At 63.4% G+C, this 12,340-nt stretch carries 9 protein-coding genes; 5 read left to right on the top strand and 4 right to left on the bottom strand.

Annotation, left to right across the window (positions count from 1 at the left end):
* Window positions 1-405 precede the first annotated feature (405 nt).
* Window positions 406-1,005 carry a helix-turn-helix domain-containing protein gene (locus BFP99_RS19705; RefSeq protein WP_041161149.1) on the bottom strand — a complete coding sequence of 200 codons (600 nt, stop codon included), beginning with the start codon at window positions 1,003-1,005 and terminating at the stop codon, window positions 406-408.
* 282 nt (window positions 1,006-1,287) lie between these two features.
* On the opposite strand from BFP99_RS19705, the gene glnT reads away from it, so the two are divergent.
* The 5 genes from glnT to BFP99_RS19680 all read left to right on the top strand — a co-directional run bounded on the left by glnT (window position 1,288) and on the right by BFP99_RS19680 (window position 7,036).
* On the top strand, window positions 1,288-2,622 hold the full coding sequence (glnT, locus tag BFP99_RS19700) for a type III glutamate--ammonia ligase (RefSeq protein ID WP_065947954.1): 1,335 nt from the start codon (window positions 1,288-1,290) through the stop codon (window positions 2,620-2,622).
* A gap of 22 nt (window positions 2,623-2,644) precedes the next feature.
* Window positions 2,645-3,550: a class II glutamine amidotransferase gene (locus BFP99_RS19695; RefSeq protein ID WP_065925860.1), complete on the top strand. Its 906-nt coding sequence runs from the start codon at window positions 2,645-2,647 to the stop codon at window positions 3,548-3,550.
* Between the two features lie 11 nt (window positions 3,551-3,561).
* Complete coding sequence (locus BFP99_RS19690; protein WP_027603580.1) at window positions 3,562-4,236, top strand: GltB/FmdC/FwdC-like GXGXG domain-containing protein; 675 nt, start codon at window positions 3,562-3,564, stop codon at window positions 4,234-4,236.
* Window positions 4,237-4,250: 14 nt separating this feature from the next.
* Window positions 4,251-5,573 carry an FMN-binding glutamate synthase family protein gene (locus BFP99_RS19685; RefSeq protein WP_027603581.1) on the top strand — a complete coding sequence of 441 codons (1,323 nt, stop codon included), beginning with the start codon at window positions 4,251-4,253 and terminating at the stop codon, window positions 5,571-5,573.
* A gap of 137 nt (window positions 5,574-5,710) precedes the next feature.
* Window positions 5,711-7,036 carry an ammonium transporter gene (locus BFP99_RS19680; RefSeq protein ID WP_065947953.1) on the top strand — a complete coding sequence of 442 codons (1,326 nt, stop codon included), beginning with the start codon at window positions 5,711-5,713 and terminating at the stop codon, window positions 7,034-7,036.
* Between the two features lie 553 nt (window positions 7,037-7,589).
* Here the strand turns inward: BFP99_RS19680 and folD are convergent.
* The 3 genes from folD to BFP99_RS19665 form a co-directional block, all read right to left on the bottom strand.
* Window positions 7,590-8,582, bottom strand: a complete 993-nt coding sequence (folD, locus tag BFP99_RS19675; protein WP_083221223.1) for a bifunctional methylenetetrahydrofolate dehydrogenase/methenyltetrahydrofolate cyclohydrolase FolD — start codon at window positions 8,580-8,582, stop codon at window positions 7,590-7,592.
* Between the two features lie 16 nt (window positions 8,583-8,598).
* Window positions 8,599-10,278: an APC family permease gene (locus BFP99_RS19670; RefSeq protein ID WP_065925857.1), complete on the bottom strand. Its 1,680-nt coding sequence runs from the start codon at window positions 10,276-10,278 to the stop codon at window positions 8,599-8,601.
* 74 nt (window positions 10,279-10,352) lie between these two features.
* Window positions 10,353-12,340: DUF1989 domain-containing protein (locus BFP99_RS19665; protein WP_065947952.1), on the bottom strand; the 1,988-nt coding region annotated here is incomplete at its 5' end.

Genomic DNA, 12,340 nt, shown 5'->3' with positions numbered 1-12,340 from the left:
TCGGGCATACCGAGCCTAGGCGAGGTACCGAGTGGTGGGGCAAGAGCCCTTTGGTTACTTTGGGGCTTTTCCAAAGTGACCCGCCGTAAGGGCGAAACCAATAGCCGCCGTTACCGCAGCAACGGATATGTACTCACCCAAACCCCAAAAAGCGGTCGGCCCAAAGGCCGCCACGGAACCAAGCTCCCTCACCCCAAAGAGATTTTTCAGCCTGAAAGTTGTGTAGATACCCATGCCCCGATGAGGGCGTGTCAGTTGATGCATCTGTGGCTGACCCACTGCAATCGGGGGCAAGTCGAACCGTCGCACCGCCCCTCCCACAGGTTGATCTGCATACATCCGGTAGACCTTGCTCCGATGTTTGATCTTAGCCGGCCGTGACCTGAACAACGGATATGCCCACGATCACTCCTTATCCCCCCCATAATTCATGATCGACAACAACCGAATCGGCACCCGCACCAACTCCTCCGGCCCATGGGGAATCTCGCCCTCAAACGTCAAGCTGTCCCCGGCCTCCATCCGATACAGCTGGTTGCCATGCCGGTAAATCAACTCCCCCTCCAGCAAATGCAGAAACTCCGTCCCTGGATGGGCAAAGGTCGGAAACTCCTCACTGGCGTCATCCATGCTGACCATGTACGCCTCGAAGCTCTTCTTCGGTCCGCGCGTGTGGTTGAGCAGGTGATAGGTATGCCCCTTCTCGGTCCCCCGGCGCACCACTTCCATGCCCTGGTCGGCCTTGACCAGCAAGGCGCTGCCATCCTGCTGGTCGTATTCGCTGAATAACTTCGATAACGGCAGCCCGAGCACATCGCACAGGCGGCTCAAGGTATCGAGGCTGGTGGAGACCTGGGCGTTCTCGATCTTGCTCAACATGCCCTGGCTGATATCGGCAATCTTCGCCACGTCGGACAGCTTCAGGTCCTGGGCCTGGCGCTGGCGTTTGATCTGCAGCCCCAGGTATTGCTCGAGCTTGAGGCGCGGGGCGGTTTCGGTGGACATGATCATCGGCTCCTGCACGGTTTCCGTTCAGTAATATTATTTTCGCACTGGGAAAGTGCAAGGTCTGGCGCTTGAAGGCCACCCCGCTGTGCGTATTCCTGCGGGGAAAAGAATTTTCCCATATATACAGCACAAAAGCGCAGCTCCACCCACTTCGATGTGTCGATCGCGATTATGGCAAGGGTATTGCATTCCTGTAGGGAAACTAACTTTCTTTTTAGGAATAAAAAGACAGCCTAGGCCCACCCACACGGTTTTGCCTTTCGCGAGGAGTGACACGCAATGTTGCCAGCAGAAACCCAGCGCATCATCGATAAGCACGGGATCAAATACGTGCTTGCGCAGTTTGTGGATATACACGGTGCGGCCAAGACCAAGTCGGTGCCCATCTGCGGGCTCAAGACGGTGGCCGAAGAGGGCGCGGGGTTTGCCGGGTTTGCCATCAGTGGCATGGGCATGGAGCCCCATGGTCCGGACTTCATGGCGCGCGGCGATCTGTCGACCTTGACCCCGGTCCCCTGGCAGCCAGGTTATGGGCGCGTGGTGTGCGTCGGGCATGTCGACGGCAAGCCTCATCCCTACGACAGCCGCTACGTGCTGCAGCAACAAGTGCAGCGCCTGCAGGACAAGGGCTGGACGCTGAACACCGGCCTGGAGCCCGAGTTCAACCTGATGCGCCGCGACGAGCAGGGCAAGCTGCAACTGGTGGACCCCAGCGACAACCTCGACAAGCCTTGCTACGACTACAAGGGCCTGTCGCGTTCGCGGGTGTTCCTCGAGCGCCTGACCGAAGCCTTGCAGGCGGTGGATTTCGAGGTCTATCAAATCGACCACGAGGACGCCAACGGCCAGTTCGAGATCAATTACACCTACAGCGACGCCTTGACCTCCGCCGACCGTTTCACCTTCTTCCGCATGGCCGCCGGCGAGATCGCCAATGACCTGGGCATGATCTGCTCCTTCATGCCCAAACCCGACCCGAAGCGCGCCGGCAACGGCATGCATTTTCACCTGTCGATCAGCAGCTTTGATAACAAAAACCTGTTCCATGACGCCAGCGACCCGAGCGGCATGGGCCTGTCGAAACTCGCCTATCACTTCGCCGCCGGCTTGCTCGCCCATGGCCCGGCGCTGTGTGCGTTCGCCGCGCCCACGGTCAACTCCTACAAGCGCCTGGTGGTCGGCAACTCGTTGTCCGGTGCCACCTGGGCCCCGGCCTTTATTGCGTTTGGCGCCAACAACCGCTCGGCCATGGTGCGCGTGCCGTATGGCCGCCTGGAGTTCCGCCTGCCGGATGCCGGCTGCAACCCCTACCTGGTCAGCGCCGCGATCATCGCCGCAGGCCTGGACGGTATCGATCGCCAGCTGGAAATCGACCACGTCTGCAACGAAAACCTCTACAGCCTGAGCCTTGAGCAGATCGCCGAGCGCGGCATCAAGACCCTGCCGCAATCCCTCAAGGAAGCCTGCGACGCGCTGGAAGCCGACGCGCTGTTCGCCGAAATGCTCGGCCCGCAGATCGTGGGCGAGTTCATCAAGCTCAAGCGCATGGAGTGGGTGGAGTACAGCCGCCATGTGAGCGACTGGGAAATCCAGCGCTATACCGAATTTTTCTGACACCGTGTGACGGAGACTTGTTATGTGTGGAATCGTAGGCCTGTACCTGAAGAATCCGCAGCTGGAACCCCAGCTCGGCCAGCTGTTTGAACCCATGCTGCAAGCCATGACCGACCGTGGCCCGGACAGCGCCGGTTTCGCCATCTACGGCGATGAAGTCGCCGATGGCTGGGTCAAGCTGACCCTGCAAGCCACCACCGAAGCCTTCGATTGGAAAGGCTTGATGGGCGAGCTGGAAGGGCGCCTCGGCTGTTCCCTGGACTGGTTCCAGAACGCCAGCGCCGCCGTATTGAAGATCCACGCCGACGAAACCCCGGTGCGCCTGGCCCTGGCCGAACTGGCGCCGAGCGTGCGCATCATGAGCGCCGGGCAGAGCATCGAGATCCTCAAGGGCATGGGCCTGCCCCAGGAAATTTCCCAGCGTTTCGGCCTGGCAAACATGCAGGGCAGCCACATCATCGGCCACACCCGCATGGCCACCGAAAGCGCGGTGACCATGGAAGGCAGCCACCCGTTCTCCACCGGCGCCGACCTGTGCCTGGTGCACAACGGCTCGCTGTCCAACCACTTTCGCCTGCGCCAGGAACTCAAGCGCGAAGGCATCCACTTCGAAACCGACAACGACACCGAAGTCGCCGCCGGCTACCTGACCTGGCGCCTGCAACAGGGCGACTCGCTCAAAGAGGCGTTGGACCATTCCCTGGAAGACCTCGACGGCTTCTTCACCTTCGCCATCGGCACGCGCAACGGCTTTGCGGTGATCCGCGACCCGATTGCGTGCAAGCCGGCGATCTTGGCCGAGACCGACGACTACGTCGCCATGGCCTCCGAATACCAGGCGCTGTCGAGCCTGCCGGGTATCGAGAACGCGCGGATCTGGGAGCCGGCACCGGCCACGTTGTACATCTGGGAACGCCCGTCAGCTTAAGGAGCGCACACATGAAAACCATCGATCTTTCCACCGCCACCGTGCGTGACCTCAACCAGGCGCTGCACGCCCAGGCCATCGACAACGAGTGGCGCGTGACCCATTCCAACGGCAAGCACAACCTCGCGGTGGGGGTGAACCAGGCCGTGTCCATCGATATCGAGGGCCACGCCGGCTACTACTGCGCGGGCATGAACCAGCAGGCCTCGATCACCGTGCACGGCAATGTCGGCGTGGGCTGCGCCGAGAACATGATGTCCGGCTCGGTGCGCGTCAAAGGCAGCGCGTCCCAGGCGGCCGGGGCCACGGCCCATGGCGGTCTGCTGGTGATCGAGGGCGACGCGGGCGCGCGTTGCGGGATCTCCATGAAGGGCATCGACATCGTCGTCGGCGGCAGCATTGGCCATATGAGCTGCTTCATGGGCCAGGCCGGGCGCCTGGTGGTGTGCGGCGACGCCGGCGATGCGCTGGGGGATTCGCTCTACGAAACCCATATCTACGTGAAAGGCACGGTGGAGTCCCTGGGCTCGGACTGCGTCGAAAAAGAGATGCGCAGCGAGCACCTGCAAGAGTTGCAGGAACTGCTCGACCGCGCCGGTTTCGCCCACCAGGCGGCGGATTTCAAGCGCTACGGCTCGGCCCGTCAACTCTACAACTTCAAAGTCGATAACGCCTCCGCGTACTGATCAGGAGCTCCACCATGACTGAACAAACCCCTCCGGTCCTGCGCGAGTCGGCCACCTTCGACCGCCTGACCATCCAGGAAATCCAGCGTGCCGCCGAAACCGGCATCTACGACATTCGCGGTGGCGGCACCAAGCGCAAGCTGCCGCACTTCGATGACTTGCTGCTGCTCGGCGCCAGCGTGTCGCGCTACCCGCTGGAAGGCTATCGCGAGAAGTGCGGCACCGATGTGATCCTCGGCAACCGCTTCGCCAAGAAGCCGATCCACCTGAAGATCCCGGTGACCATCGCCGGTATGAGTTTCGGTGCATTGTCGGCCAACGCCAAGGAAGCCCTGGGCCGTGGTGCGACCATCGCCGGCACCAGCACCACCACCGGTGACGGCGGCATGACCCCGGAAGAGCGCGGCCAGTCCCAGCACCTGGTGTATCAGTACCTGCCATCACGCTACGGCATGAACCCGGATGATTTGCGCAAGGCCGACGCCATCGAGATCGTCCTCGGCCAGGGCGCCAAGCCCGGCGGTGGCGGCATGTTGCTCGGCATGAAAGTCACCGAGCGTGTGGCCGGCATGCGCACCTTGCCGATCGGCGTGGACCAGCGCAGCGCCTGCCGCCACCCGGACTGGACCGGCCCCGACGACCTGGCGATCAAGATTGCCGAGCTGCGCGAAATCACCGATTGGGAAAAACCGATCTACGTGAAAATCGGCGCGAGCCGGCCGTATTACGACGTGAAGCTGGCGGTCAAGGCCGGTGCCGATGTGATCGTGCTCGACGGCATGCAAGGCGGCACCGCCGCGACCCAGGAAGTGTTTATCGAGCATGTGGGCATCCCGATTTTGTCGGCCATCCCGCAAGCGGTACAGGCTTTGCAAGAGATGGGCATGCACCGCAAGGTCCAGTTGATCGTGTCGGGCGGGATCCGCAACGGTGCCGATGTGGCCAAGGCCATGGCGATGGGCGCGGATGCGGTCGCCATCGGCACGGCGGCGCTGATTGCCCTGGGTGACAACCACCCACGGCTGGACGCGGAACTGAAAAAGATCGGCTCGGCCGCCGGCTTCTATGACGACTGGCAAAACGGCCGCGACCCGGCCGGCATCACCACCCAGGACCCGGAGCTGTCCAAGCGCCTCGACCCGGTGGAAGGCGGGCGGCGGTTGGCCAACTACCTGCGGGTGATGGTGCTGGAGGCGCAGACCATGGCCCGTGCGTGCGGCAAGTCGCACCTGCACAACCTCGACCCCGAGGACCTGGTGGCGCTGACAGTGGAATCGGCCGCCATGGCGCGGGTGCCGCTGGCGGGGACCAGTTGGGTGCCGGGTTCCGGTTACTGAGTTTACCCCCCCTGTAGGAGCGAGCTTGCTCGCGAAGATCGTCAACGATAACGCTGGCACCCTGGATGAACGCGTTGCCTGGACGTTTTTCGCGAGCAAGCTCGCTCCTACACACTTCTGTTGCAGGAGCTTTGAACATGATCAATCGTCTTCTCGGCAAATCCCTTATTGGCTTATTGGCGACCGGTGCACTTGTGCCCCTCGCCCAGGCCGCCGACGCCCCCACCTTGAACACCGGCAGCACCGCCTGGATGGTCACCGCCGCCGTGCTGGTGCTGTTCATGTGCTTGCCGGGGCTCGCGTTGTTCTACGGTGGCCTGGTCCGTGCGAAAAACATGCTTTCGCTGTTCACCCAGTGCTTCGGCATTGCCGGCTTGGTGGGCGTGCTGTGGGTGATCTACGGCTACAGCATGGTGGTCGACACCACCGGCATGGTCGAAGGGCAGGTGACCTTCAACAGTTTTGTCGGCGGCCTGAGCCGCGCCTTTCTGGCGGGCATGACCCCGGAGAGCCTGGTGGGGGATATTCCGGAAGGGGTGTTCGTGACCTTCCAGATGACCTTCGCCATCATCACCCCGGCCCTGATCGCCGGCGCTTTTGCCGAGCGCATGAAATTTTCGGCGGCGCTGCTGTTCATGGCCCTCTGGTTCACCCTGGTCTATGCCCCGGTGGCGCATATGGTCTGGGGCGGTTCGGGGGCCTTGATGCATAACTGGGGCGTGCTCGACTTTGCCGGCGGCACCGCCGTGCACATCAATGCCGGTGTGGCTGCGCTCGCTGCGTGCCTGATCCTCGGCAAGCGCAAGGGCTACCAGAACACGCCGATGCCGGCGCATAACCTCAGCCTGACCATGGCCGGCGCGGCGATGCTCTGGGTCGGCTGGTTCGGCTTCAATATCGGCTCCGGTGGCGGCCTCAGCGGCACCTCGGGCATCGTCATGCTCAACACTCAGTTGGGCGCCTGCGCGGGGATTCTCGGCTGGATGTTCACCGAGTGGTTCAAGGTCGGCAAGCCCAGTGCCCTCGGCCTGGCCAGCGGCGCGTTGGCCGGCCTGGTGGGGATCACCCCGGCGTGTGCCTACGTGGGCGTCGGCGGTGCGTTGGCCATCGGCTTGTTGTGCGGGGTGTTCTGCTACTTGAGCGTGACGGTGTTGAAGCGCCGTTTCGGCTACGACGACAGCCTCGACGTGTTCGGCCTGCACGGCATTGGCGGGATGATTGGCGCGGTGTTGACTGGCGTGTTCTGTGTACCGTCCATGGGGGGCCTGGTGGAAGGTGTGACCATGGGCGGGCAGGTGGTTGCCCAGCTCAAGGGGGTGCTGCTGACTACGGTGTACTGTTTTGTGATCAGTTGGATCATCCTCAAGGGGGTCAATGCCCTGGTTGGCTTGCGTGCCCATGAGTCGGTGGAGGAGATGGGGTTGGACCTGGCCGAGCATAATGAGCGGGCCTACAACCACTGATCATTCCCCCTGAGTAAACGCAGCTCAAAATGTGGGAGGGGAGCTTGCTTCCGTGATGGCTCAGGAGCCGACGACTATCTAACTGATGCCCCGCTACCTAAATGTGGGAGGGGGCTTGCTCCCGATGGCGGCCTGACAGCCGACCAGGATGTTGGATCAGTTCGAGTACATATCCGTTGCTGCTGTCACGGCCGCTATGGGTTCCGCCCTTACGGCGGGTCACTTTTGGAAAAGAGCCCCAAAAGTAACCAAAAGGGCTCTTGCCCCACCACTCGGCACCTCGCCTAGGCTCGGTGTGCCCGTAATCCGACAGTGATGTGGGGGGGCCGCCGCCACGCGCCATCCATGGCGCGGGGCGGCTAAACCGGCATCCCTGCCGGTTTACCCCCCAAATCACTATCGGATTCCGGCCAGCGTGGTTAACGGGGCGCCTGAGATCAAGATCAAGATCAAGATCTAAAGCAAGATCAAGATCTACAGCAAGAGCAAGAGCGGCTCGCTTCGCATCGTGGTTAGCGTTGTGGATACCTAGGCGCCTACAGCGGTCTGTCGGTCAGCTTGGTTGTAGCTGAGCCACGGCCATCGGGGGCAAGTTCCCTCCCGCATTTGCCTTGCTGCGTTGCAGCTGGCTCGCCACCAGGGTGTTCTTCAGCAGGTAGGCAATCGTCATTGGCCCCACACCGCCGGGCACCGGTGTGATTGCGCTGGCCACGGTGCGTGCGCTGGCGTAATCCACATCCCCCACCAACCGTGTGCCGGTCTCGGTGGTGATGCGGTTGATCCCCACATCAATCACCACTGCGCCGGGCTTGAGCCAACTGGCGTCGATCAACTGCGGCCGGCCTACGGCGGCGACGACGATGTCGGCTAAACGGCACAACGCCGGGGCATCGACGCTGCGCGAGTGCACCACGCTGACCGAGCAGTTGGCCTGCAGCAGCAGGGTCGCCATGGGTTTGCCGACAATGTTCGAACGACCGATCACCACCGCGTGCAAGCCGCTCAAGTCGCCGCAGGTTTCGTGCAGCAGGCGCATGCAGCCGCTGGGCGTGCAGGGCGTGAGCACCTCGATGCCTTGCACCAGGCCACCGACGTTTTCGCGGTGGAAGCCATCCACATCCTTGATCGGGTCGATCGCGTGGATCACTGCCGCTTCGTCGATATGCGCCGGCAGCGGTAACTGCACCAGGATGCCGTTGACCGTCGTGTCGGCGTTCAACTGGGCAAGCAGGTCGAGCACCTGCGTCTGGCTGGCATCCTCCGGCAGCCGGTATTCCAGGGAGCGAATCCCGACTTCCTTGGCCCGCAGCAGCTTATTGCGCACGTAGACGTGGCTGGCCGGGTCATCGCCCACCAGCAATACCGCCAGGGCCGGGTAGATTTGCTGCGAGGCGAGCAGCAGGACCTCTTCGCGAACCTCGTCGAGCACCTGGGCAGAGATGGCCTTGCCGTCGATATCGCGGGCAAGCGTGGGGAGAGAGCTGGTCAAAAGCGTCACCGTTGTCTGGGGAAATAAGGCGCTGAGGGATAAGACTCCCTCAGCCATAGGCAGGCCGGAAGGCTCAGGCTACCAGTTGATGGCAGGCATACACCACCAGCACACCGGCGACCAGCGTGGCATAGGGCAGCCAGCCGGCGCGGCGCTGGCCGTCATCGGCCTGGATATACAGGTCGGTGAGCATGGCGGCGGGGAAGCGGCCCTTGTCCTGCACATAGTGGCGGTAGCAGAACACCGGCAGGATCAGCAGCGCCAACAGCAAGCCGGTGACCAGCGTGCCTGCGCCCCAGATGTCCGCGCCCAGGCCCATGCAGGCCAGGTTGACGAAACTCAGCACGCCGCCCGCCGCCAGCAGCACGGTGGGGGCTTTGTACGGGCGCACCCAGTCGGGGCGGTCCAGGCGGTGGATCCAGCCGGCATTGAGGTTGAGGAAGTTGAAGATGATGTAGCTGACGTTGGACGCCGCAAGCACGAATACGTAGTCCGACATCAGCAACAGCAGCAGGTTGAACGACAGGTCGGTCCACATCGCCGCGGTTGGCGCACCATGTTCGTTGGTGCGCCCCAAGTACTTGGGCAGCCAGCCATCCACCGAGGCCTGGTACAGGGTGCGCGACGAACCGGACATCGAGGTCATGATCGCCAGCAACGTCGCCAGCACCAGCATGATCAGCACGACATTGGCCACCACCTTGCCGCCGCCGATGCTGTCGGCCATCACCTGGCCAACGCCCATGCCGCTGTAGATCGCGGGCGAGAGCAGGCCGCTGTACACCGCGGGCGTCACGATTGCGCCACTGGCGTCGAGCACCGCCGGCGTCACCAGTTGGCCCAGCCCGAGGCTGCCTTGGAACGCCAGCGGCACCAGGGTGAACACCAGGATGCACAGCAGGCCGGCGTAGAAGATCGCCTTGAAGGTGTCGCGCTTGGGGTCCTTGAACTCACGGGTGTAGCACACCGCCGTTTCAAAGCCGTAGGTGGACCACGCCGCCATGAACAGCCCTCCGGCCATCAGTGACCAGCCGGACATATCCCACGGCCCATCGATGACTTGCCCGGCCGCGTCATGGGCCAGGGGGTACAGCGGCAGGAAGTTGGCCTGGGTCGCATCCCCGGTGAACAACGGCACCACGCCCACCAGCAGCAGCGGAATCAACGAGGTGACGCCGAGCACCAGGGTCAGGCGCGCCGACCGCAGGATGCCGCCGTGCTGCACGGCAAACACCGTGAGCAAAATCAACAAGCCAATGGCGAACGTCGCGTTGATGCGCAACGACAGGCCGCTCTTGACCCAGCCCAGGTCCAGCAGGGTCAGTTGCCAGGTGTTGATCAACGCATCGGCGGGAAACAGCGCCGTGAGGATATACCCCGCCGCCAGCCCCGAACCGATGGACAGCACCGGCGACCAGGCCAGCCAGTTGCACCACACTGACACCGGTGCGATCAGCTTGCTGTAGCGCACCCACGCCACCGCGCCGTACACCGAGGCGCCGCCGGATTTGTGCGGGAACAGCCCGGCGATCTCGGCGTAGGTGAAGGCCTGTATAAACCCGAACAGGATCGACACGATCCACACGATCCATGCCGGTTTGCCCACCGTGGCGGCGATCGCACCGATGGAGAACAACACCAGCGCGGGCACGCCACTGGCGACCCAGAAGGCCCCGCGCCAGTCGATCTTGCGGTGCAGGCTGCCCACCGAGCCGGCAGCCTGCGGTACAGCCTCGAACGTCGTCGCTTCCATCTTCGTATTCCCATGTCTGAATAGCGGTTAGGTTGGGGCAGTCAAAATGGGGTGGCACACACGTTTCGGGACGATCAGCTGCGCACCCGGCTTTTGTCCGGGTCGTAGAAAATCGCTGCGCTGACCGTGGCGCTGATGCGCTTCTGCAGGCCATCGACTTTGCCAATCTCAAGTTCAGTGCCGGGCTCGGCGCAGCTCACGTCGACCCGGCACAACGCGATATTGCTGGCCAGCAGCGGTGAGCGGCAGGCACTGGTGATCACCCCGACCTGGGCTCGGCCCTGGTACACCGGGTCGCCATGGTGGGCGGTCTCGTTGCCGCTCAGGTGCAGGCCGACCAGCTTGTGGCTGGGGTGTGCGCTGCGCCGCAGCAGGGCGTCGCGACCGATAAAGTCATCGGTCTTGCTCTTGAGCGGCACGCTGAAACCGATACCGGCCTCGAACGGATCGGTCTGGTCGCTGAACTCGTAGCCGGCGAAAATCAGCCCGGCTTCGATGCGCAGCAGGTCCAGGGCTTCCAGGCCCAGGGGCACCAGCCCCAAGGGTTGGCCGAGTTGCCAGATGCGGTCCCAGACCCGTTCGGCGTCTTCGGGCTGGCACCACACCTCAAAGCCCAGTTCGCCGGTGTAGCCGGTGCGCGAAATCATCAACGGGCAGCCGTCGAAACCGTCCAATCGACCGACCAGGAAGCGAAACCAGCCGAGGGTTTCCACACTCGGTTGCGTGGGCGGGGTCCAGACCATCTGCTTGAGCAGCTCGCGACTCAGCGGCCCCTGCACCGCCAGGTTGTGAATCTGCTCGCTGGCGGACTTGACCCACACCTTCATGCCCAGTTTCTGTGCCTGCTCGCGCAACCACACGCCGGCGTAGTCTTCGCCGCAGATCCAGCGGAAGTTGTCCGGGCCCAGGCGCAGCAGGGTACCGTCGTCGAGCATGCCGCCGTGGGCGTGGCACATCGCCGAATACACCACCTGGCCCACCGCCAGGCGCCGTATGTCGCGGGTCAGGCAGTACTGCAACAGGGCTTCGGCGTCGGGGCCGATGATTTCGAATTTGCGCAGGGCGGTCAGGTCCATCACCGCCACCCGTTCGCGGCAACCGAGGTATTCCTCGGTGACGCCGTAACCGTCGTAGCGCAGCGGCAGCCACCAGTTGCGGTAGTCGGTGAAGCTGCCGGTGAGGGCGCGGGTACGTGAGTGAAACGCGGACTCACGGGTGAGGATCGGGTCGGCATCCGCCGTGGTTCGAGTGCTCATGGCGATGGAAAAACGCTCCTTCTCGCTGTAGATGCGGACATGGATATCGGTCGGGTTCCAGCCATTGGCCGGGTCAATGTCATCCGGGCACGAGGTACTGCCACACAGCAGGTCGGTCATGGCCCGCAGCAGCACATAATCGCCGGGCCGTGACCAGGGTTCATCCAGGGTCATCTGCTGGTGCGCATCGATACCGGTGTTGAAGAAGAAATTGATCGCCGGCCAGCCGTTGCGCGCCTGCACGCCATGGGGGGCGAGGACGCGGCTGAGGTTGTCGCTGCAGTTGTCGTGCCCGAAATAGCCATGGGTTTCGTAGTAGCGCGCCGCGCAGGCCAGGGCGAATGAATCGTGGCGCCCGACCGTGTCTTGCACCACCTCCAGCATCGGTTGCATATGGCGGTCGAAAAACTTCGAAAACAGCCCCGGTGCCGGGTAGGCGCTGCCGTTCAGGGTGCGCGTGACGGTCTGGTCCAGGTCCAGCTCGACGCCGCGATCCAGGGCGCGCCGGTCGAGGGCGACGAAGTCCGAACACTGGCGGCCCGCGACGTCCAGCACCTGGATGTACTGCCCTTTGGCGACGGTGTAGCCGTGGGCCGTGCCCGCGCGCAGGGTGAATTCGTCGAGTACATCGCCCAACGGCTCGGGCAGGGCCGGCAGCAGCAGCGGCGACGGATTGGCCCGCGTCACTTTCAGACGCAGCTCGCTGGGCCGGTATTGCCGGTCGACGGCGGTGGCCTCGGCGGGGGCGGCGACGATCACCAGCAGCGCGTCCTCGGCGACAAACTGCCGGCTGTGGCCGGGCGGGC

The sequence above is a fragment of the Pseudomonas sp. 1 R 17 genome, assembly GCF_900067035.1.
GTDB lineage: Bacteria > Pseudomonadota > Gammaproteobacteria > Pseudomonadales > Pseudomonadaceae > Aquipseudomonas > Aquipseudomonas marginalis.
The sequence above is the reverse complement of the archived record's forward strand: the minus strand, read 5'-3'. Positions and strand labels throughout refer to the sequence as shown.